The sequence below is a fragment of the Catenuloplanes japonicus genome (assembly GCF_000717135.1).
GTDB classification, from domain to species: Bacteria; Actinomycetota; Actinomycetes; order Mycobacteriales; family Micromonosporaceae; genus Catenuloplanes; species Catenuloplanes japonicus.
Window position 1 is genome coordinate 25440 of sequence record NZ_JNXY01000013.1, and the last position, 21717, is coordinate 47156.

The 21717-nt window shown below is 70.7% G+C and carries 21 protein-coding genes; 11 read left to right on the forward strand and 10 right to left on the reverse strand.

Features of this window, described 5'->3' with window-relative positions:
* Positions 1-1218 (forward strand): outer membrane protein assembly factor BamB family protein, encoded by a 1218-nt coding sequence (locus OP04_RS19570; protein WP_033341202.1) that lies wholly within the window; start codon positions 1-3, stop codon positions 1216-1218.
* Here the strand turns inward: OP04_RS19570 and OP04_RS19575 are convergent.
* On the reverse strand, positions 1215-2366 hold the full coding sequence (locus OP04_RS19575) for a cysteine desulfurase family protein (protein WP_033341203.1): 1152 nt from the start codon (positions 2364-2366) through the stop codon (positions 1215-1217). The genes OP04_RS19570 and OP04_RS19575 overlap by 4 nt on opposite strands.
* A 215-nt stretch (positions 2367-2581) precedes the next feature.
* Between OP04_RS19575 and ctaC the strand changes: the two genes are divergently transcribed.
* Together ctaC and OP04_RS19585 are read left to right on the forward strand one after the other, a co-directional pair.
* Positions 2582-3559 carry an aa3-type cytochrome oxidase subunit II gene (gene ctaC / locus OP04_RS19580; protein ID WP_085066606.1) on the forward strand — a complete coding sequence of 326 codons (978 nt, stop codon included), beginning with the start codon at positions 2582-2584 and terminating at the stop codon, positions 3557-3559.
* Between the two features lie 9 nt (positions 3560-3568).
* Complete coding sequence (locus OP04_RS19585) at positions 3569-3994, forward strand: cytochrome c oxidase subunit 4 (protein ID WP_033341205.1); 426 nt, start codon at positions 3569-3571, stop codon at positions 3992-3994.
* A 56-nt stretch (positions 3995-4050) separates the two neighbouring features.
* Here OP04_RS19585 and OP04_RS19590 read toward each other — a convergent pair whose 3' ends face one another.
* From OP04_RS19590 to OP04_RS19605, 4 genes are all read right to left on the reverse strand, one after another.
* The gene (locus OP04_RS19590; RefSeq protein WP_033341206.1) at positions 4051-4257 is read right to left on the reverse strand and encodes a hypothetical protein; all 207 of its coding nucleotides are present in this window, start codon (positions 4255-4257) and stop codon (positions 4051-4053) included.
* 172 nt (positions 4258-4429) lie between these two features.
* Positions 4430-5488 carry an anthranilate phosphoribosyltransferase gene (gene trpD, locus OP04_RS19595; RefSeq protein WP_033341207.1) on the reverse strand — a complete coding sequence of 353 codons (1059 nt, stop codon included), beginning with the start codon at positions 5486-5488 and terminating at the stop codon, positions 4430-4432.
* Positions 5489-5530: 42 nt separating this feature from the next.
* On the reverse strand, positions 5531-5959 hold the full coding sequence (locus OP04_RS19600) for a response regulator (protein ID WP_051798332.1): 429 nt from the start codon (positions 5957-5959) through the stop codon (positions 5531-5533).
* Between the two features lie 96 nt (positions 5960-6055).
* Positions 6056-7039: a cytochrome c oxidase assembly protein gene (locus OP04_RS19605; RefSeq protein WP_063746643.1), complete on the reverse strand. Its 984-nt coding sequence runs from the start codon at positions 7037-7039 to the stop codon at positions 6056-6058.
* A 122-nt stretch (positions 7040-7161) separates the two neighbouring features.
* Here OP04_RS19605 and ctaE point away from each other — a divergent pair, with 122 nt between their 5' ends.
* The 4 genes from ctaE to qcrB all read left to right on the forward strand — a co-directional run bounded on the left by ctaE (position 7162) and on the right by qcrB (position 11404).
* Positions 7162-7758: an aa3-type cytochrome oxidase subunit III gene (ctaE, locus tag OP04_RS19610; RefSeq protein ID WP_033341208.1), complete on the forward strand. Its 597-nt coding sequence runs from the start codon at positions 7162-7164 to the stop codon at positions 7756-7758.
* An 81-nt stretch (positions 7759-7839) separates the two neighbouring features.
* Entirely contained in the window at positions 7840-8709 is an 870-nt protein-coding gene (gene qcrC / locus OP04_RS19615) for a cytochrome bc1 complex diheme cytochrome c subunit (RefSeq protein WP_033341209.1), read from the forward strand.
* Complete coding sequence (gene qcrA, locus OP04_RS19620; RefSeq protein ID WP_033341210.1) at positions 8706-9791, forward strand: cytochrome bc1 complex Rieske iron-sulfur subunit; 1086 nt, start codon at positions 8706-8708, stop codon at positions 9789-9791. The genes qcrC and qcrA overlap by 4 nt, the downstream gene beginning before the upstream one ends.
* Entirely contained in the window at positions 9788-11404 is a 1617-nt protein-coding gene (gene qcrB / locus OP04_RS19625) for a cytochrome bc1 complex cytochrome b subunit (RefSeq protein WP_033341211.1), read from the forward strand. Before qcrA ends, qcrB begins: the two co-directional genes overlap by 4 nt.
* Positions 11405-12123: 719 nt before the next feature.
* On the opposite strand, the gene OP04_RS19630 is transcribed toward qcrB, so the two are convergent.
* The 5 genes from OP04_RS19630 to OP04_RS19650 all read right to left on the reverse strand — a co-directional run bounded on the left by OP04_RS19630 (position 12124) and on the right by OP04_RS19650 (position 17466).
* Entirely contained in the window at positions 12124-12411 is a 288-nt protein-coding gene (locus tag OP04_RS19630) for an Lrp/AsnC family transcriptional regulator (RefSeq protein WP_033341212.1), read from the reverse strand.
* 36 nt (positions 12412-12447) lie between these two features.
* The gene (locus tag OP04_RS19635) at positions 12448-13278 is read right to left on the reverse strand and encodes an NTP transferase domain-containing protein (protein WP_033341213.1); all 831 of its coding nucleotides are present in this window, start codon (positions 13276-13278) and stop codon (positions 12448-12450) included.
* On the reverse strand, positions 13275-13820 hold the full coding sequence (locus tag OP04_RS19640) for an NUDIX hydrolase (RefSeq protein WP_033341214.1): 546 nt from the start codon (positions 13818-13820) through the stop codon (positions 13275-13277). Before OP04_RS19640 ends, OP04_RS19635 begins: the two co-directional genes overlap by 4 nt.
* Positions 13821-13845: 25 nt before the next feature.
* Positions 13846-15603, reverse strand: coding sequence for a RelA/SpoT family protein (locus tag OP04_RS19645; RefSeq protein ID WP_033341215.1), 1758 nt, complete (start codon positions 15601-15603; stop codon positions 13846-13848).
* Between the two features lie 105 nt (positions 15604-15708).
* Entirely contained in the window at positions 15709-17466 is a 1758-nt protein-coding gene (locus OP04_RS19650) for a DEDD exonuclease domain-containing protein (protein ID WP_408606768.1), read from the reverse strand.
* A 123-nt stretch (positions 17467-17589) separates the two neighbouring features.
* Here OP04_RS19650 and OP04_RS19655 point away from each other — a divergent pair, with 123 nt between their 5' ends.
* The 4 genes from OP04_RS19655 to OP04_RS19670 are packed head-to-tail and all read left to right on the forward strand — an operon-like array spanning position 17590 to position 21693.
* Positions 17590-18999, forward strand: coding sequence for an NYN domain-containing protein (locus tag OP04_RS19655; RefSeq protein ID WP_033341217.1), 1410 nt, complete (start codon positions 17590-17592; stop codon positions 18997-18999).
* A gap of 59 nt (positions 19000-19058) precedes the next feature.
* Complete coding sequence (locus OP04_RS48535) at positions 19059-19286, forward strand: hypothetical protein (protein ID WP_051798338.1); 228 nt, start codon at positions 19059-19061, stop codon at positions 19284-19286.
* A gap of 17 nt (positions 19287-19303) precedes the next feature.
* On the forward strand, positions 19304-20560 hold the full coding sequence (locus OP04_RS19665; RefSeq protein ID WP_033341218.1) for a M48 family metallopeptidase: 1257 nt from the start codon (positions 19304-19306) through the stop codon (positions 20558-20560).
* 5 nt (positions 20561-20565) lie between these two features.
* The gene (locus tag OP04_RS19670; RefSeq protein WP_033341219.1) at positions 20566-21693 is read left to right on the forward strand and encodes a glycosyltransferase family 4 protein; all 1128 of its coding nucleotides are present in this window, start codon (positions 20566-20568) and stop codon (positions 21691-21693) included.
* The last annotated feature ends 24 nt before the right edge of the window (positions 21694-21717 follow it).

The following is a 21717-nucleotide window of genomic DNA, read 5'->3' on the forward strand; positions in this document are numbered from 1 at the left end:
ATGAAGAAAACAGCGCTTGCTGCGGCCCTGCTGGCGGCCCTGGTCCCGAGCCCGGCCCTGGCCGCGCCGGTCGACCCGGTCCTGGTGCCGCCGGTCGCGGACACGGACGGCCCCACGCCGTCGATGGCGGCCGTGCTGAAGCAGGCCTGGTCCGTACCCGCGAAGGGGTTGACCGGTGATCCGCTCTACTTCGCGGGCGCGGTCTACTACGCGGAGAGCGGCGGCGGCAGGGCCGGCCTGGTCCGGCGGGACACCGGGACCGGCAAGCGGCAGTCGTTCGCGCCGGCCGTGCGCGGGTACGGCATCGCGAGCCCGGTCAGCGACGGCGACTCGGTCTTTACGATCACCACGGATGACGGCGTCGTGCGCGCCTACCGCCCGGACGGCAAGCCCCGCTGGACCGCGAAGCTCCCCGGCGACGTGCGCACCGACTGGGTGCTGGCCACCGGCGGGCTGGTGCTGGCCGCGGCCGAGTTCCGGTGCGGCCACCACGAGGGCGACGTCTGCGAGCGGACCGAACTGCACGCGTTCCGCGCGGACACAGGTCGCCGCACCTGGATCCGGAAGCTCGCCGGCGGCAGCCCGGTCGCCACCGTGGCCGGCGGGCGGATCGCGGTCCGCACCTGGCAGGACAGGGACGAGCTGTACGGCGACGACATCATCGAACCGGGCAAGGAGCCGGAGCCGATCGTGGACGACTCGCCCGCGCTGGTCACCGTGCTCACCCGGAAGAACGTGAAGGTCTGGCAGCGAGCGGTGCCGGGCGGCGGCGAGATCGCGGCCGACGCGGACGCGGTGGCCGTGAACGGCGACCGGCTCTGCGCCTACCGCGCCACGAACGGCAAGACGCTCTGGTGCGCGCCGACGTCACACCGCTACCAGGACCTGGCCGCGGCCGACGGCCGGTTCTACGTCGGCCTGAACGACGCGAAGATCCCGGACGACCACCGGGTCGCCGCGCTCGACGGGAAGACCGGCCGCCGCCTGTGGACCGCGCAGGGCGCCCGCCCGTACGGCGGGATCACCTCCGGTAACGGCGTGGTCTGGCTGGTCAGCAACACGGACATGCCGGCCGGTCAACTATTGGCGCTGCGTGCCACGGACGGTAGGGAACTGCGCCGGCTGCCGCTCGGCGAGTACGGCGGCAGCAAGGTCGCGCTCGGCGTGAACCGCGCCTTCCTGTTCCGCGACGGCCAGACGGTCGCCGCGTTCCGTTAGACGCCCGCCTCGGCGCGCAGCTCGGCCACGATGCCGGGCAACTCGGCCAGGAACCGGTCCACGTCCTCCGAGGTGGTGTCGCGGTGCAGCGACACCCGCACGTTGCCGTGCGACAGCACGCCCATCGCCTCGAGGACGTGGCTCGGGCGCAGCGTGGACGACGTGCACGACGAGCCGGACGACACCGCGAAACCGCGCCGGTCCAGCGCGTGCAGCAGCGCCTCGCCGTCCACGTAGAGACAGGAGAACGTGACCAGGTGCGGCAGCCGTTCGACCGGGTCGCCGACCACCTCCACGTCCGGGACCAGCCGCGGCACCTCGGTCCTGATCCGGTCGACCAGCGCGGACTGCCGCTTGCGTTCCGCGGCCGCGTCGTTGGTCACGGCCCGCAGCGCGGCCGCGGCCCCGACGATGGCGGGCAGATCAATGGCGCCGGGGGTACGGGCATAGGAGCGCTCGTCCTCCGGGTACGGCGACACCCAGCGCATGCTCTTGCGGATCACCAGCACGCCCACGCCGGACGGCCCGCCCCACTTGCGCGCGCTCGCGGTCAGCAGCGACCAGCCCGGCGGCACGCCCATCCGGCCGATCGACTGTGCCGCGTCCACGTAGAGCGGCACGCCCGCCTCCGCGCACATCTCCGCGGCCGCGGACACCGGCTGCACGGTCCCGGCCTCGTGCGACGCGCTGATCAGTGCGGCCAGCGCCACGCCCGGCGCCTTGACCGCGGCCTCCCAGGCCTCCAGATCGAGCCGGCCCTTGAGGTTCACGCCGACGCTGGTGGCGGGCGCGCCCGCGAACGTCGCGGCGTGCAGCACGGCGGAGTGCTCGATCGCGGAGTGCACAAAGGTCTCGCCGGCCCGGCGCCGGCCGGCGAGGCCGCCCAGCACGGCCGCGTGCGCGGCGGTGGTGCCGCTGGTCGTGAAGAACAGCTCCTCACGGCGTACGGAGAGACACTCGGCGATGGTGGCGCGCGCGGCCTCGACGAGGTGCCGCGCCTTGCGGGACTGGGTGTAGAGCTTGCCGGGATCGGCCCAGCCCTCGGCCATCGCGGCCATCATGGCCTGTTTGGCCAGCGGGTGCAGGGGGACCGCGGTGGCGGCGTCGAGGTAGGCGGCCGAAGCTCCGGGTTGCGCGCTTGAGGACACGTGCCAAACGGTATCGTCCAGATGATCGCCGTGATCACAAAGCGGCTGACACGCGGACCCCTGGGGCTTGCGCCGAGGCCAGGTGAAGTAATCTGCGGTCGTCGGTGCCGCCTGAAGAGGCGGTGCCCGGTGGCGAGAAACCGGCCACGCGGCACACCAACCACCGCGGCCGGTCGTATCACACGGCGGTGAGGCATGGGGCGCGAATGAGCAACATGTACCGCGGAGGAGAGGCAGGAGCAGTGGTCGCAAAGGGTTCGGGCGTGCGCGCCTCGGACACGGGACGGGACAACGGCTCCCGCAACCGGCGGGTCGCCGGGCTCGGCTTCGGGGGCGTGCTGCTGGTCGCCCTGCTGAGCGGCTGCGACGTCGGTGCGGCCTTCGGCGGCTTCGGCTGGCCGCAGGGCGGCATCACGCCGCAGGGCCAGAAGATGTACGACCTGTGGATCGGCTCCGTGGTCGCGGCGCTCGTGGTCGGCGTCTTCGTGTGGGGCCTGATCTTCTGGTGTGTCATCCGGTACCGGAAGCGCGGCGACGAGCTGCCTCCGCAGACCCGGTTCAACATGCCGATGGAGGTGCTCTACACGGTCACTCCGGTGCTGGTGGTGTGTGTGCTCTTCTACTACACCGCGATCACGCAGACCGAAGTGGACAAGCTCTCCACGAACCCGGACGTCACCGTCGAGGTCGTCGCGTTCAAGTGGAACTGGCAGTTCAACTACCTGGCCGAGCCGGGCAAGGACTCCGAGGTGCTGGCCTCGACCGTCGGCTCGACCGACGAGATCCCGCTGCTGGTCCTGCCGACCGGAAAGAAGATCCGGTTCGAGGAGACCAGCCGTGACGTCATCCACTCGTTCTGGGTGCCGGAGCTGCTGTTCAAGCGCGACGTGCTCCCGGGCAGCGCCCGCAACGTCTTCGAGGTCTCGATCGACACCGAGGGCCGGTACGTCGGCCGGTGCGCCGAGCTGTGCGGCACGTACCACTCGATGATGAACTTCGAGCTGGTCTCGGTCTCGCCGGAGCGCTACCAGACGTTCCTGCAGGCCAAGCAGGCCGGCAAGTCGACGCCGGAGGCGATGGAGGCCATCGGCTTCACCGGCGACGACCGGTTCGCGGTGACGACGGACCCGTACACGCAGAAGCGTGACGAGCACAACTTCAACGGCTCGCAGCCCGCTGGCACGGGAAGGTAGGGGACGGCCATGAAGGCTGAATATCGGATGTTCGGCGGTGTCGCCCTCTTCCTGTTCTTCGCCGCCGCGCTCTACGGTTTCTGGACCGACGGCGAGACCGGCCACCTGGAGTGGGTCGGCGTGGTCGCGCTGATCCTGTCCGGCCTGCTCTGCTCGATGTGTGCCGGCTTCTTCTGGTTCGTCTCGCGGCGCATCGACCTCCGTCCGGAGGACCGGGCGGACGCGGAGATCGCGGAGGGCGCCGGCGAGGTCGGCTTCTTCAGTCCGGGCAGCTACTGGCCGTTCGGTCTCGCGCTCTCCTGCGCGCTCACGGCACTGGGCCTGGTCTTCTTCATGTGGTGGCTGATCGCGCTGGGCATGCTCCTGGTGATCAGCTCCGCCTGCGGCCTGCTCTTCGAGTACTACTCCGGCACCCGGCGTCCGGTCGAGTTCTAGAGGCTTCCACAGAAACGCCCGCCCCGGTCTTCCGGGAGCGGGCGTTTCTGCTGTGTCTAGGCGGCGCGTCGCTGTATCGGCGCCACGCGGTTGCCGGGTGTCCTGCGCCAGACCCGCATCGTGATCGGCTGCAGGACGATCGCCGCGCCGCAGCCGGTGCAGACCAGCTCGGGGCAGTCGACCCCATGATCATCTTCACAGGGCGGGATCTCGAACAGCATCTCCCGCTGGCAGATGACGCACTGCATCTCTCGTTCTTCCACGGGTACCTCCTCGGGGAAGGGTGGGGAATTACCCGAATGTGATTCCAACCTGCCACCGACCACCGACAAAAAGTGGGACCCCGCGTCGGCGTGTCACCACAAAACGGGCAAAAGTAGTGGGGGTACGACGTATCTCACGCCGTACCCCCGTGTGATTTTGATCGTGAGGGGTTTATTCGGCCGCTTTGGCGGCGGTGGCCGCGTCGACCCACGTGGCCAGCAGATTCTCCGTGGCGCCGGAGTCGACGGCCTCGGCGGCCCGCTTCAGGCCGTCGCTGAGCGCCTCCCGGAGGTCACCCTGAAGCCCGGACTGCGCGGCGAAGCCCGCGGCCGCGTTGAGCAGCACGGAGTCCCGCACCGGACCGGTCTCGCCGGCGAAGAACCGCCGTGCGGCCGCACCGTTGAACGCCACGTCGCCGCCGCGCAGATCACCCGGCGCGGACCGCGGGATGCCCAGCTCGGTCGCGTCGAGCAACTGCTCCGTGACCGTGCCGCCGGACGTGGCCCAGACCCGGGTCGGCGCGGCGGTGCTGAACTCGTCCAGCCCGTCCTCGCCGCGCATGACCAGCACGGAGTCGCCGCGACGGGCGAACACGCCGGCCATCACCGGCGCCATCCGCGGGTCGAAACAGCCCACCGCGCCCGCGGTCGGCCGCGCCGGGTTGGTCAGCGGGCCGAGGAAGTTGAACGCGGTCGGCACGCCCAGCTCGCGCCGGGTCGGGCCGACGAACCGCATGCCGGGGTGGAACCGGCCCGCGAAGCAGAAGCCGATGCCGGCCTCGGTCACGGTGCGGGTCACGCCCTCCGGGCCCAGGTCGAGCGGGATGCCGAAGTGTTCCAGCAGGTCGGCGGCGCCGCACGAGGACGACGCGGCACGGCCGCCGTGCTTGACCACCGGCACGCCGGCCGCGGCCACCACGACCGCGGCCATCGTCGAGATGTTCACCGTGTGGGCGCGGTCGCCGCCGGTGCCGACGATGTCCACCGCGCGGGTGCGGATCTCCTCCGGCACCGTGACCGGCACCGCGTTGGCCAGCATCGCGTCGACCAGGCCGGACAGCTCGGCCGGCGTCTCACCCTTGGCCCGGAGCGCGATCGCGAAGCCGGCGACCTGGGCGGGGGTGGTGTTCCCGGTGACGATCTCGTTCATCGCCCACCAGGTGTCCTCGGTGGACAGTTCGTCGGCTCGCAGCAGTGCGGTGAGCAGATTCGACCAGGTCCGTTCGCCCATGGCGGGCCTCCCGAGGATCTGTAGTGGGTGTTATGTCGGTATTTACGCGTTGGTGACCTGTGGCGCCTTGCCGGAGCGGAGCATCGCCGCCACGGCCCGGCCGGTCTCCACCGGGTCGAGCGGGTGCAGCAGCGTGCCGTCGACCTCGGCGAACGCGGCAAGCCATCGGTCCGCCGCGCGGGCGATCACGACGATCACCGGCGGGGGAGACGTGTATTCGTCCTTGACCTGCCGGGCGATGCCGAGACCGCCGGCCGGCGTGGCCTCGCCGTCGAGCACCATCAGGCTGATCTCGTAGTCGTCGACCAGCCGGCGGCACTCCTCCCAGCTGGACGCGTCCGCGAACTCGACGACCAGGTCCGGAGCGGGACGGGTGCCGATCGCCAGGCGCATGTGATCGCGCACCTCGGGATCGTCGCTGTAGAGCAACACCGTGTACGTAGCCTGCGGGTTGCTGTCACCACTGGTCATGATCCGCTCCGTTCCGACGCCGTGCTGATCTCCTGCGCGCGACAGTCGCGGCGCACGTGTGAAGTGCGTCGCAGACCGTCGTGCGGATGCTACTCGTCACCCGCCGGAAGGGGAGGCCCCGGCACGCGTGATCTCGTCCGTACCCTCGGAATCGCTCTTGATCCTGGCGGCCTCGGCCGCCTCCTCGCGATCCAGTTGGCGGTCGACGCGGCGGGCCTCACGCTCCTGCTGACGGATCCACTGGAGGATCAGCACGCCCAGCATGGTCACGCTGACGATCTCGCCGCCGGCCCAGAGGATGCCGCCCGCGGTCTTCTGGTCCGTGAACGGATCGAGCCAGGTCAGGCCCAGGTTCGGGTACCAGTCGCCGCCCAGCAGCGTGGTGCTCTGCATGATCGTCAGACCCAGCACGGTGTGGAACGGCACGGAGAGCAGCATCAGCAGCGCACGGCCCGGGTACGGCCAGCGGTTCGGCAGCGGGTCCAGGCCCAGCAGCGGCCAGAAGAACAGACAGCCGGTGGCCAGGAAGTGCAGGTGGACCAGCTCGTGGACGAACGCGTTCTCCAGGCTGAGCCGGTAGAGGCCGCTGAAGTAGAGCACGAACGGGTTGATGACGAAGAGCGCGTAGGCGTAGAGCGGGTGCGTCACCACCTTCGCGACGCGGCTGTGCAGCACGCTCAGCAGCAGGGCCTTCGGTGACTTCGGCAGCAGGCGCAGCGCCAGCGTCACCGGCGCACCCAGCGCGAGGAAGATCGGCGCGATCATCGACAGCACCATGTGCTGGATCATGTGGACCGAGATGACCGCGGTGTCGTAGGCGTGCAGCCCGCTCACGGTCACGGCCGCCACCGAGCCGAACCCGAGCACCAGGAAGCAGAACGTGCGCAGCGGCGGCCAGGCGTCGCCGCGCAGTCGCAGCCGGTACACCCCGTAGAGGTAGAGCGCCGTGCCCACGACCAGGCCGGCGGCCAGCCAGCTGTCCACGCTGGCCTCGGTGAAGAACTTGCTCCCGGTGAGCGGCTCCACACCCGATGGTACGGAAGCGGCCGAGGTCGCGAGGGGATTCCGATCGACGAGCAGCACGTCACCGAGGCTATGCCCACGCGTTTTCCGCGTGCGGTCCGGCCCGGCCGGGTGACCGACACGCCCCAAGATTGCCACCCCGGCGATGTTCGCCCCACGTATGGGGCAATAATGACGGCGTGACTGCGGCAGCCATTGACAAGAGCCGGATCCATTCGCTGACCCGACCCAACATGGTCAGCGTCGGCACGATCGTGTGGCTCTCCAGCGAACTGATGTTCTTCGCGGCCCTGTTCGCGATGTACTTCTCCATCCGGGCCGCGGCGCCTGAGCTGTGGGAACACCACACCGAGGCGCTGAACATCCCGTACGCGACGACGTTCACCGTGATCCTGGTCCTGTCGTCGATCACCTGCCAGATGGGTGTCTTCGCGGCGGAGCGGGGCGACGTGCACTCGCTGCGGCGCTGGTTCACGATCACGTTCGTCATGGGTCTGGTCTTCGTGCTCGGCCAGGTGAACGAGTACATCACCCTCGTGGGCGAGGGCGTGAAGATCAACACTGATGGGTACGGATCGATGTTCTACCTGACGACGGGCTTCCACGGCCTGCACGTCACCGGTGGCCTCATCGCGTTCATCATCTTCATGGCGCGCACCACGATGGGCCGGTTCACCCCCGCTCAGGCCACCGCCGCGATCGTCGTGTCCTACTACTGGCACTTCGTCGACGTCGTCTGGATCGGCCTGTTCGGGATGATCTACTGGCTGCAGTAGTTCGGTCTCGGCGTCACATCCTGGGCCACCGCCCCGTCCCTTGAGCACGAACGGTCTACCACCGCGTAAGGACTCCTTGCCATGACTTCTCATTCCCCCGCCAGCCGGGGTGCGGGCCGCGGCGGCGGTCTTCGCGCCCGGTGGCGCCGTGGGCGTAACTCGCCGCCGAGCAAGCTGCGGCGCCGCGCCGGGGCCGCCGTGCGGCTCGTCGCCGCGCTGATGCTGGCCGGCGGCGTCTACACGTTTCTCGCGCCCAGCGTCCAGGCGCAGGAGGACGTTGCGCTCTCCACCGCGGCGCAGCAGGGCAAGGAGATCTTCGACAACAGCTGCATCACCTGCCACGGCCGCAACGCCCAGGGCATCGAGGGCCGCGGCCCGAGCCTGATCGGCGTCGGCTCCGCCTCCGTCGAGTTCCAGGTCGAGTCCGGCCGCATGCCGATGGTCCGCCAGGAGGCGCAGGCCGAGCGCAAGGCCCCGATGTTCAACGCCGAGGACACGCAGAAGCTCGCGGCGTACATCCAGGAGCTCGGCGGCGGCCCACAGATCCCGTCCGGCCCGCTGACCCACGACATGGACGCGGACCCGGAGGCACTCTCCCGCGGTGGCGAGCTGTTCCGGCTCAACTGCACCTCCTGCCACGGCTTCGGCGGTGGCGGCGGCGCGCTCTCGTCCGGCAAGTTCGCGCCGTCGCTGACCGACGTCAGCGAGCGCGACATCTACGCGGCCATGCTCTCCGGCCCGCAGAACATGCCGGTCTTCGGCGACAACCAGCTCACGCCGGACCAGAAGCGCGACATCATCACCTACATCACCGGCCAGCTGCAGGACGGTGGCGACCCGGGCGGCTTCAACCTCGGCCGCTTCGGACCGATCACCGAGGGGCTGGCCATCTTCCTGGTCGGCATCACCGCGCTGGTCTTCACGTGCCTCTGGATTGCGGGGAAGTCGTGAGCACGAAGACGCCGTCCACCGAAGCGGTGGACATCAACGACCCGAAGCTGTCCCGCTTCGAGATCATCCGTGAGGGTGCGCGCCGGGACGACATCGAGATCGTGCACTACGAGCCGCAGTTCGCGCCCGGCAGCAAGGCCGAGAAGCGGATGGTGCGGATCGTCGCCGGGTTCTTCCTGATCACCGGCGTCGCCTCGCTCGCGTTCCTGGGCATCTTCATCTTCTGGCCCTGGGAGTACGAGTTCGGCGCCTACACGGCCAGCAAGTTCTACACGCCGCTGCTCGGCGTCACGCTCGGCATCGCGCTGCTCGGCATCGGCTTCGGCATCCTGACCTGGGCCAAGAAGCTGCTGCCGCACGAGATCTCGGTGCAGGACCGGCACGTCGGCACGAACGCGGACGAGCAGAAGCTGACCGGCGAGACCGCGCTCTACATGCTCGACGAGCTCGGCCTCAAGCGCCGCCCGCTGCTGAAGGGCGCGATCGGCCTCGGCCTCGCCCCGGTGGCCGTGGTCGCGGCCGCGCCGCTCATCGGCGGCCTGATCAAGGACCCGCACGGCGACGAGCGCCAGTCGATGTTCAAGACCGGCTTCAACGCCGACTACAACGACGGCAAGCTGGTCCGCCTGGTCCGCGAGGACGGCTCCCCGGTCCGCCCGGAGGACGTCAGCGCCGGCGGCCAGATCACGGTGTTCCCGGGCATCTCGCACGGCGCCACCAACGAGTGGGCCGACTCGCCCACGCTGCTGATCCACCTGCGGGCGAACGACGCGGCCAAGGCCGCCGAGGCCGCCGACGCGGACGAGATCAACAAGGGTGCGTACTACGGGCCTTATGTCGCGTTCTCCAAGATCTGCTCGCACGCCGGCTGCCCCGCCAGCCTCTACGAGCAGCAGACGAACCGGCTGCTGTGCCCCTGTCACCAGTCGCAGTTCCTTATCATTGACAACGCCCGACCGATTTTCGGTCCCGCCCACCGCAGGCTCGCGATGCTGCCGATCGAGGTAGACGCCGAGGGCTTCTTCGTGGCGAAGGCCGACTACAAGGAGGCCGTCGGGCCGGACTTCTGGGAGCGGCCATGAAACGCCGGAAGCTGGACATCGGCGCCGTGCCCGGAAACGTGGCGCGCGGTGCTGACGAGCGACTGCAGGTGGCGACCCCGCTGCGCAGCCTTCTGAACAAGGTCTTCCCCGACCACTGGTCCTTCCTGCTCGGCGAGATCGCGCTGTTCTCGTTCGTCGTGCTGCTGCTGACCGGCGTGTTCCTGACCCTCTTCTTCGACCCGTCGATGAAGGAGGTCGTCTACGACGGCTCCTACACGGCGCTCCGGGGCACCGAGATGTCGGCCGCCTACGCCTCGACGCTGGACATCTCGTTCGACGTCCGCGGCGGCCTGATCATGCGGCAGATGCACCACTGGGCCGCGCTCATGTTCATGGCGTCCATCGTCATCCACATGTTCCGGGTGTTCTTCACCGGCGCGTTCCGCAAGCCGCGCGAGACCAACTGGGTCATCGGCGTGACGCTGTTCTTCATGGGATTCTTCGCCGGCTTCACCGGCTACTCGATCCCGGACGACGGCCTCTCCGGCACCGGCCTCCGCATCGCCTCCGCGATCATGCTCTCCATGCCGGTCATCGGCTCCTGGCTCTCCAGCTCGATCTTCGGCGGCGAGTTCCCGGGCATGCTGATCATCCCGCGCTTCTTCATCGCGCACGTGCTGATCATCCCCGCGGTCCTGCTCGGCCTGATCGCCGCGCACCTCGGCCTGGTCTTCAGCCAGAAGCACACGCAGTGGCCGGGTCCGGGCCGCACGAACGAGAACGTGGTCGGCGAGCGCATGTTCCCGCGGTACGCCATGAAGCAGGGCGGCTTCTTCATGGCCGTCTTCGGCGTCATCGCGTTCATGGCCGGCGCGTTCCAGATCAACCCGATCTGGCTCTTCGGGCCGTACCGGGCGTCCGAGGTCTCCTCGGCCTCCCAGCCCGACTGGTACGTCATGTTCATGGACGGCCTGGTCCGCCTGATGCCGGCCTGGGCCATCGAGATCCCGATCGGCGACGGCTACGTCATCCCACCCATGTTCTGGCCCGCCGGCGTGCTGCTCGGCGTGCTGGCCGTCCTCCCGATGACGTACCCCGCCATCGAGGCCCGCCTCACCGGCGACAAGAAGATCCACAACCTGCTCGAGCGTCCGCGCGACAACCCGCCGCGTACCGCGCTCGGCATGATGGCCATCTCGTTCTTCATCATCGCCACCATCTCCGGCGGCAACGACGTCGTGGCCGACAAGTTCCACATCAGCCTCAACGCGATGACGTGGGTCGGCCGCATCGGCCTCCTCGTCGTCCCGCCGATCGCCTACTGGGTGACCTACCGGATCTGCCTGGGCCTCCAGCAGCACGACCGCGAGGTCCTGGCCCACGGCGTCGAGACCGGCATCATCCGCCGGCTCCCGGACGGCCGCTTCATCGAGGTCCACCAGCCGCTGGCGGCCCCCGACGAGCACGGCCACACCCACCTGGAGTACACCGGCTGGGTCGTCCCGAAGAAGATGAACCGCGTCGGCGCCCTGGCACCGGCCATCAAGGGCTTCTTCTTCCCGATCGAGAAGCCGTCGGAGGCGCCGGTCTCACCCGGCCACCCGCCGGTCGACCCCGCCGCGAAGCGCGAAGAGGTCGGCAGCAGCCACTGATTCCCTGCCTCTGGTAACAGCCCGCCGGTCCTCGCGACCGGCGGGCTGTTCCGTTCTCATCGAGTTCTCGGCGTCAGCGCAAGCCGCTATTTCACGACATTTCGGGCACGGAGTGCCCAGTTGACCGCGACGAGCCCCACCCTCGACGCCACAGCGCAGCGCGCTCTTCGGCCTTCGGGTGTGCCCCCCACACAGAGGTGACCGCCTGGCTGCCCCGTATGCCGTCGACCCGCCCGCAGGGGAGCAGATCATCGACAGGGCCGCCACCAATGCTCCGCAGGCAAACCACGCGACGCAAGCCTGAACCCCACCACGACGCAACCACCGGCGGGCCGCGATACGGAACCCTCAAAACCGGACCACCCGAGAACCGCAGCCGATCAGCGAGAAGCAACCGCCCAACGCGAGAACCACGAGGCCGCCGCACGACAGACCAGAGCTGTCGTGCGCCGGCTTCGTGGTCCTCACGTTTGGGCGGTCGCTCTCGCGCGGATCGGCGGCGGTCCGTGGGTGGTCCGGTTTTGAGGGTGACGGACCGCCGCCGGTTTCGCTGGGCTCGGGTTCAGGCTTGCGTCACGAGTCTTGCCGCCGGTGCGTTGGTGGCGGCCACGCCGATGATCTGCACCCCTACGGGCGGGTCGACGGCAAACGGGGCAGCCAGGCGGTCACCTGTGTGGGTGCTTGCGCACAGAAGACAGAAGACCGCCTGGGCGGGGTGATCAGTCGCTTTCGGGGAGGCCGATGGCGAAGGTCTCCTCCAGGTCGTGCTGGGAGTAGGCGCGGAAGGCGATGTGGGACTCGGTGTTGATCACGCCGGGCACCTTGGAGATGCTGCCGGCGATCACGTCCGCGATCTGTTCGAACTGGCGCACCCGGATGATGGCGATCAGGTCGACGTGGCCGGCGGTGGAGTACACCTCGCTGACGCCGGGCAGTGCGGCCAGCGTCTCGGCCACCTCCGGGATGGAGTCGGTGGCACAGTCGATGAGGACGATCGCGGTGATCACCGGACAGCTCCCTTGATCAGCAAGACTCGGATCAGCTCATGCTAGCGGGCCCTCGACCGCCACCGTCAGGTCGTTGCCGACCCGGATCGACCGGGTCAGCACCTCGCCCTCGGCGACGTGGCCGCCGGGCCACACCACGGAGTCGCGCACGTCGCCGCGCACCACGGCTCCGTCGCCGACGACCGACCGTTCCACCACCGCGGAGGAGGAGACCAGGGCGGAGGAAGCGATCAGCGGCGCGGTGTGCAGGTTCGCCGCGAGGTAGAGCGCCGGGGTGCCGGTGTCCAGGTAGGTGCCGCCGTAGGGGATGACGGACAGCGCGCCCTCGCGCTCGGCGGGGCGCCAGACGGACCGTACAACCTCATGCTTGTGATCTGGCAGTGTCGCCACGAAACGCCAGGGCAGCAGCGAGAAGCCGGCGAAGTCGTATTCGCCGAACTCGCCCTGGCCGGCGGGGGCGGGGCGGCCGAGCATGCGCACGGACTCGCCGTCCCAGCCTTCCAGCAGCGCGGCGATGTCGGCGCCAGGATCAAGATCGGCGTCATGGAGGTACGCGTCCGCGTTGCCCAGCAGCACGCCGCGCCCGTCCACCCAGGATCTCAGGCGCGCGAGGCCGCCACCGGTCCCCAGTGGCCCGTCAGGCTCCACGGAGACGTGTGCGCGGCCCTCGACGTGCCGTGCCACGGCCTCGCCCAGATAGGCCGCGTTCACGGCGGCGGGAAGGCCGAGCGCCTCCACCCGTGCCAGCGCGCGGTCCAGCAGCGGCACGTTCCCGACCGGGCACAGGGCCTTCGGCACGGTCAGCGTCAGCGGACGCAGCCGCTGGCCCTCCCCGGCGGCCAGGATGACCGCGGCTATGTCGCTCATCGGGGCACCGACGGGATCTGGGGCGTCGAGCCGGGCGCGGCCTGCGGGCCGATGCCGAACATGCCGAGCAGCCGCGCGGTCGCGGGGGAGAGCTTCGGCAGGTCGTCCAGCGAGTACCAGCCGATCTCCAGCACCTCGGCACCGTCCGCGCGGATGGGCGCGGTGGAGGCGGGCACGAACGCGTGGAAGCACATGTCGACCCAGCCCTTGGCGTGGACGATCGCGTTCGGCGTGGCGGGGATCAGGTCGGCGCGGGTGAGCTTGAGGCCGGTCTCCTCGTGCAGCTCGCGGAGCGCGCCGTCGATCGGGGCCTCCTTGCGCTGGAGCAGGCCGGCGGGCAGCGTCCAGCTGACGCCGGGCGGCTGGAACTGCAGCAGCAGGCGGCCGGGGGCGGGCGCCTCGGAGTCGTGCACGAACACCACGGCGCCGACGACGTACTTCGGCACCACCGCGCGCACTATTCGGCGGCGGACGACCAGCGGCAACCGGTAGAAGGTGCCGTAGGCGATGGCGCGGAGCGTGGTGGAGTGGCGGAGATTCACATTTGCAAGGCTAGTGGGTGCGCTCTCAGTCCGGGTGATCCACCGAGGCGACAAGCTTCTGCGCCAGATCGTCCGGGTCCACCGTACGGTCGAAGACGGCCACGAGCAGCGTCTCCAGATCCGGATAACCGAGCTGTTCGGCGAGGCGGAGCAGCGGGCGCTCGCTGGCCAGGCCGCGGTTGTGCTTGCGCAGCAGCGTCAGGCCGATCGTGGCACGCCCGAGACGCACCTTGTCGGTGATCGTCATGCCCGGCGCGTCCTCCTCGGCGAACCGGCGGTTCAGCGTCAGCTGGGCGTGCGAGGTCTTGACGTGCTGCAGCCAGTCGCGGTGCGGGCCGGTGCTGCCGTCGGTGTCCAGGATCAGCTCGACCACGTCGCCCTCGGCCAGCTCGGAGAGCATCGGCGCGGTGCGCCCGTTGATCGTCACGGCCACGCACCGGTTGCCGGAGTCGGTGCCGACCTCGTAGGCCAGATCGACGGAGGTAGCACCGAGGGGCAGCATCAGTTGCCGCCCCTCGCAGAAAACCTGGATCTGTGACTCCGCGAGCTCACATCGGAGCGAGCTGAGGAAGACGGCCGCGTCCTTCGCCTCGGGCTCCCAGTCGAGCACGCGGTGCAGCCAGTCGAGCTGCTCCGCACCCTCGCCCCGGGCCACGAGCTTGGGGAAGCGGTAGGGCGCGGCGACGCCGTACTCGGCGAGGCGGTGCATGGCCTCGGTGCGGATGAGCACCTCGACCGTGCGCCCGTCCGGCCCGGTGACCGTGGTGTGCAGCGAGCGGTAGAGGTTGTTCTTCGGCGAGGCGATGAAGTCCTTGAACCGGCCGGGCACCGGGCGCCACTTGGTGTGGATCGCGCCGAGCGCCATGTAGCAGTCGGTCTCCGTGCCGTCGATCACGATCGCGATGCGGGGCAGGTCGAACGGCGTGGTGTACTCGCCGCGGACCGTGTCCTTCCAGATCGAGTAGAGGTGCCGGGGGCGGGGCGAGACCGTGGCGCTCACCCGCTGGCGGCGCAGCTCGGCCTTGGACTGGCGGACCACGTCGTTGAGGTAGTCGTCCCAGCCGGGGCGGTTGGCCACGTGGGTGGCGATGCGCTCGTGCGCGTCCGGCTGGAGGTGGAGCAGCACCACGTCGTCCAGCTCGCGCTTGAGCCACTGGATGCCGAGCTTGTCGCAGAGCGGCACCAGCACGTCCAGCGTGGCCTTGGCGATGCGCTCGCGGGAGGCGTTGGAGCGGGCGCCCAGCGTGCGCATGTTGTGCACGCGGTCGGCCAGCTTGATGATCAGGACGCGCACGTCCTTGCCGGCCGCCACGATCATCTTGCGGATCGTCTCGGACTCGGCGGCTTTGCCGTAGAACGCCTTGTCGAACTTGGTCACGCCGTCGACCAGGTGGGCCACCTCGTCGCCGAAGTCGCCGCGCAGCGCCTCCAACGTGTACGACGTGTCCTCGACCGTGTCGTGCAGCAGCGCCGCGATGAGCGTGGTGGTGTCCATGCCCATCTCGGCCAGGATCTCCGCGACCGCTAGCGGATGCGTGATGTACGGATCGCCGCTCTTGCGCATCTGCCCCCGGTGACAGTTCTCCGCAACCCGGTACGCGTGCCGCAGCGTCGCGAGATCTCCGGACGGATGGATCGACCGGTGCGTCTTGACCAGCGTTGTGACCGGGTCGTTCTCCGGCGGCTGCCAGGAGAGCAGCGAACGCAGTCTCCGGGTCAAGGGCACGTCGGGGGAGGGCAGTGCACGTCCTAGTGCGGCGCCGTGGCCGGCGTCGACGTCCACCCGGACACCTCCTCAATAAGCCGCTTCTGCCTTGAAACGAGCGCGGCCCGGAACAGTGTTGCTCTACAGCCTATGCGAGGCTTCGTCATGCGAATGGTTACTTGCCTATGACCGAACGGCTGAGTCTTTTACCGAAACAGCCCCTTCCGCCCTGGCCAGGAGCTTGCTGAAGCGTGCGGCTCCCCGAGCGGGTGACGCCCACGTGGCCGTCATCTCCACCAACCGGGTCTCCGGCCGCTCCAGCCACGCAAGGATGCGCTCCGTCTCCTCGGCGGTCGCAGCCGGGGTCGGTCCCGGACCCGGCAGCACGGTCTCGGCGGTCAGCCGCAGCGACTCGATCGTGGCGCGCGGATGCTGGCGCGGCGGGGAGACACCGGCCGCGGCCAGCCGTCCGTACCGGACGATCGCCAGGTCCCAGCCGCCGCCCGCGTGCGGGCGCGCCGCGACCAGCTCCTCCTGCGAGGTGAGCGCGGTCAGGCGCTGCATGCGGATCAGCGCGCGCAGGATCGCGGCCATCCGGCCCCGGATCACGGCCGCCTCCTCGTACCGCTGGGCCGCGGAGAACGCCTCGATCCTGGCCATCAGCGCGGTCACCAGCGGGCCCGGGTCCGCGGTCACGGCCTCACGGAACGGGCCGGCGGCCATCGCGTCGTACTCGTCGACGGAGACCCGGTGCTCGCACGGTGCCGGGCACTTCCCCAGCTCGGCCAGCGCGCAGGCCGGCGTCCGGACGCGGACCGAGAGCTTGTGCCCGCACTGCCGGACCGGGATCGCGTCGTAGACGCCGGCCGCGGCCAGCTCCGCGGACCGCCGCGACGAGAACGGGCCGAGATAGGTCCCGCCGTCGTCGGCCAGCCGGCGCACCATGGACAGCCGCGGGTACGCGTCCGTGGTCAGCTTCAGCCACACCACCCGTTCGGGGAACTTCGACCGCCGGTTGTACGGCGGCGCGTGCGCCGCGATCAGCCGCAGCTCCCGGACCTCCGCCTCCAGCCCGTGCGCGCACTCGATCGCCTCGACCCGGACCGCCGCGTTGAGCATCTCCGAGATCCGCGCCCGCTTCTCCGCGGCCGTGAAGTAGCTGCGCACCCGCGTGCCGATGTCCACCGACGTGCCCACGTAGAGCGGGCGGTCGTCGGAGGCGCGGAACACGTACACCCCCGGGGCCTTGGGCAGGCCCTCGGCCAGGTGCTTCTTGCGGCGCTGGGCCGGCGTCACCGCCTTCGCGAACTCGATCGCCTCGCCCAGCGTGGACACGTTGTGGCTGCCCAGCCGGTCGAACAGGCCGTGCAGCACGTCCACGGTGGCGCGGGCGTCGTCCAGCGCGCGGTGCGTGGGCGCGACCTCGGTGCGGAAGAACGCGGCCAGCGTGCCGAGCTTCCGGTTCGGCACCTCGTCGCGGGTCAGGGCGCGACGGGCCAGCGCGGCGGTGTCCAGCACCTTCGGGTTCGGCCAGTCGTAGCCGTGCCGGGCGCAGGCGGCCTTCAGGAAACTCACGTCGTACGGCGCATTGTGCGCGACCAGCACGGCGCCGTTGATGAACTCCAGGAACGCGGGCAGCACCTCCTCGATCGGCGGCGCCGGCGCGATCATGGCCTCGGTGATGCCGGTCAGCACCGTGATGAACGGCGGGATCGCCTCACCGGGGTTGACCAGCGTGCCCAGCACGCCCAGCTCCTCGCCGCCGCGGACCTTCACGGCGCCGATCTCGGTGATGCCGACGCCGTTGCTGCCGTCCGGCTTGGCCGGGGCGCCACCGGTGGTCTCCAGGTCGACCACCACGAACGTGACCCCGGAGAGCGGCACCGCGAGCGGGTCGTCGAGCAACATGCCCTGGACGAAGTTATCGGTCTGTGCCACCAGGGCACCCTAGGTGCCGGGTCCGACACTTCTTTACCGGGTGACCGCAGAGTAGCCTGAGCGCACTAGACGAGATCAAATGCCGCTGTCGCGCGGTCGGGGGCCGTACGGTGGGAGACTTGGCGTATGTCCGTACCGGCGCCGCCCGACGACCGCTCCCCCGGGGAAGCGGCGCCGTACCCTGCCCTCGTCCGCCTGCCTGAGTCCGCGGAGTCGCTCGACCTGGCCGAATCGGCCGAGCCGATACTCCCCGAGCAGGTCCGCCAGCGCGTGATCACGCTCACGGCCGCGCTGCTGCCCGGCCTGACGCACGACGAGATCCCGGACGTGTTGCGCAAGGTCGCCCGCTTCGCGCCGAACCGTCGCGCCCGCCTCGGCGGCGCCGCCATCGCGGCCCAGCTCGCCGCGGACCCGCTCTTCCGCCAGCGGATCGGCCGCAAGGCCGCCGGTGAGGCCGGCGACCTGGGCACCGCGATCGCCGAGGGCACGGCCGTCGGCGCGGCCGAGCCCGTCGAGGTCGCCGCGCTCGCCTACCTGGTCCGTCCCACCGGCTGGTTCGACCTGGTCGCGGCCGCCGGCGACGCGGTCCGGGCGGAGGCGGACAGTGCCGCGGTCAGCGAGGCCGTGCGCGTCGCCGAGCAGCGCGCCGCCCGCGCCGAGCACGACCGCGCGGTCGCCCGCGTGGAGGCGGACAAGCTCCGGGACGAGCTGGCCCGCGTCCGCGAGGAGCTCGGGCAGATGCGTGAGGAGCACCGCACCACCGCGCGTGCGCTGCGCGAGACCCAGGCTCGCGAGCGCAAGGCCACGGAGATGCTCGCCACCGAGAAGGGCCGGGCCAAGGTCGCGACCGACCGGCACGACCAGGAGCTGCGCAAACTCCGGTCCAAGCTGGCCGATGCGGAGGCGACCGCGAGCGGCGCCCGGCAGGCGGCCCGCGACACGCGCACCGCGGACGACGCCCGCCTCTGGCTGCTGCTGGAGACGATCGGCCAGGCCGCCAGCGGGCTGCGCCGCGAGCTCGCGATCGGGCCCACCGACCGGCGGCCGGCCGACCTGGTCGCGGACGCCACCGCGGTCCGGCCGGACGGGCCGGACCGGGTCCAGGCCCGCGCCACCGACACGGACGACCCGGCCCGCCTCGACCAGTTGCTCGCGCTGCCCAAGGCGCACCTGGTCGTGGACGGCTACAACGTCACCAAGCGCGGCTGGTCCGAGATGTCCCTCGAACACCAGCGCAAACGTCTGATCACCGGGCTCGGCGGCATCGCGGCGCAGACCGGCGACGAGGTGACCTGCGTCTTCGACGGCGCGGAGCGGCAGCACGGGCTGCCCCCGGCGCCGCGCGGCGTCCGCGTGCTCTTCTCCCGCAAGGGCGAGACCGCGGACGAGCTGATCCGCCGGCTCGTGCGTAACGAGCCGGAGGGACGGCCGGTGATCGTCGTGTCCTCCGACCGGGAGGTGGCGGACGGCGTCCGGCGTCACGGGGCGTACCCGATGGCAGCGGATTCCCTGCTCAGACGGCTCGCCCGCGCCTAGCCACGGATTCTTGTCATACCCGTCACCTAGCGTGTATGGCGTCACCGTGAGGAGGACCGATGCTCATCGACTGCGACACATGCGCTGTTCGTGGCACGGGCTGCGCAGGCTGCGCCATCCACGCACTGTTCGACACCCCACCCGAGATCGAGCGGCTCACCCACGACGAGATCCAGGCCATCGAGGTGCTCGCGCGCGCGGGCCTCGAGCCGGAGATCGTCGAGGTCCCGGACGAGTCCGTTCCCCGCACCCCGCTACGGCTCGTCCCGCTCCGCCGCTCCGCATAGCCCTATGATCACTGCCCATGACGCCTCGCTGGTGGGCCGTGCTCACGCTCGGCGGCCTCGCCGTCGCACTGCTCGCCGTCGCGCTGCTGACGATTCCGTGGCAGCGTGCGCCCGCCCCGCGCGCCGACCAGGTCGCCGCGCTCGGCACGCTGCCCGGTGAGCAGGTCGCGCACGCCCGCGAGTTCCGGTCCACGCTCCGGCCCGCCACCTGGGGCGGCCTGGCGCTCGGCCTGGTCCTGGCGCTGCTGCTCGGGCTGACGCCGCTCGGCGCCCGCCTGGTCGAGCTGTGCGGCCGCCCGTTCGGCGACCACTGGACGGCGCAGGCGCTGCTCGGCGGCTTCGCCGTGGTGCTGGCCGGCGACCTGCTCACGCTGCCGATCAGCGCCTGGCGGCACACGGTGCTGGTCCGCTATGGCCTCTCCACCCAGGGCTGGGGCGGCTGGGCCACCGACCTCCTGAAGTCATATGCGGTGAGTGCCGTCATCGGCGGCCTCGTCCTGCTCGGCTTCTACGCGCTGACCCGGTTCGCGCCGCAGTGGTGGTGGGCGTTCGGTGCGGCCGGTGCCGCCACGCTCGTCGTGCTGCTCTCCTTCGTGCTGCCGGTGCTGGTCGAGCCGGTCTTCAACCGCTTCACCCCGATGGCGGACGGCCCGCTGCGCACCGAGCTGATGCAGCTCGCCGCGCGCGACGGCGTCCCGGTCCGGGAGGTGCTGGTCGCGGACGCGTCCCGCCGCACGCGCGCGGTCAACGCCTACGTGTCCGGGTTCGGCCCTACCCGCCGCATCGTCGTCTACGACACGCTGATCGAGGAGGCCACGCCGGAGGAGGTCGCGTCCGTCACCGCCCACGAGCTCGGACATGCCAAGGACAACGACGTCTTCACGGGTACGCTGCTGGGCGCGCTCGGCGCCGCCGCCGCGGTCATCGCGCTCTACCTGCTCGGCTCCTGGCCCGGCCTGCTCCGCGCCGCAGGCGTCGACTCGATCGGCGAGCCCCGGGCGATCGCGCTGGTCATCGCGGTCGTCACGGTCGCCGGCCTGCTCTCGTCACCGTTCCAGGCGTTCGTCAGCCGCCGCATCGAGGCCCGCGCGGACACGCACGCGCTCACGCTCACCGGCGACCCCGCCACGTTCGAGTCCATGCAGGCCCGCCTGTCCACCGTCAATCTCGGCGACCCCGACCCGCCCCGCTGGGAATACCTCTACGGCGCCACCCATCCCTCCACCGTGGAACGGATGGCCGCGGCCCGCGCCTACGCTCGAGGGGAGCGCTGACCGCGTTGACCAAGACCCTGCTGGTCACGAACGATTTCCCGCCCCGCCCCGGCGGCATCCAGTCCTTCGTGCACAACCTGGCGATCCGCCGCCCCGCGGAGGACGTCGTCGTCTACACGTCCAGCTGGAAGGGCTCCGACGCGTTCGACGCGGTCCAGCCGTTCGAGGTGATCCGGGAGAGCACGTCCGTGCTGCTGCCCACGCCGGTGGTGGCCCGCCGCGCCGCCGACCTGGCCCGCGCGCACGGCTGCGACACGGTCTGGTTCGGCGCGGCCGCCCCGCTCGGCCTGCTCGCCGACGGCCTGCGCCGTCAGGCCGGCATCGGCCGCGCGGTCGCGCTCACCCACGGCCACGAGGTCGGCTGGGCCGCGCTCCCCGGCGCCCGCCGGCTGCTGCGGCGCATCGCCCGCGGCAACGACGTGATCACCTACCTGGGGGAGTACACGCGGTCCCGGCTGGACAAGGCGCTGCACGGCCTCACCGACCTGCAGCGGCTCGCCCCGGGCGTGGACGTCGACGCCTACCGCCCCGGCGCCGGCCGCGACGAGATCCGGGCCCGCCACCACCTCGGCGACCGCCCGGTCCTGGTGTGTGTCTCCCGGCTGGTCGCGCGCAAGGGGCAGGACACGCTGATCCGCGCGTTCCCGGAGATCCGCCGCCGGGTGCCGGACGCCGTGCTGCTGCTGGTCGGCGGCGGTCCGTACCGGCAGGCCCTGGAGAAACTGGCCCGCGAGCAGGGCGTCGAGCAGCACGTGATCTTCACCGGCAGCGTGCCGTGGGAGGAACTGCCCGCGCACTACGCGGCCGGCGACGTCTATGCGATGCCCTGCCGGACCCGCAACCGTGGCCTGGACGTCGAGGGTCTCGGCATCGTCTACCTGGAGGCGTCCGCCACCGGCCTGCCGGTCATCGCGGGTGATTCCGGCGGTGCGCCGGACGCGGTGCTCCAGGGCGAGACGGGTTACGTGGTCGGCGGCCGGGATCTCGCCGCGCTGACCGATCGGGCCGCCACCCTGCTCACCGACCGCGACCTGGCCCGCCGCCTGGGCGCGGCCGGCCGTGAGTGGGTCGGCAAGGAGTGGCGCTGGGAGCAGCAGGCGGCGAGGCTCACCGCGCTCCTCGAAGCGACATGAGCTGCGTGAACGAGTAGCACGCGA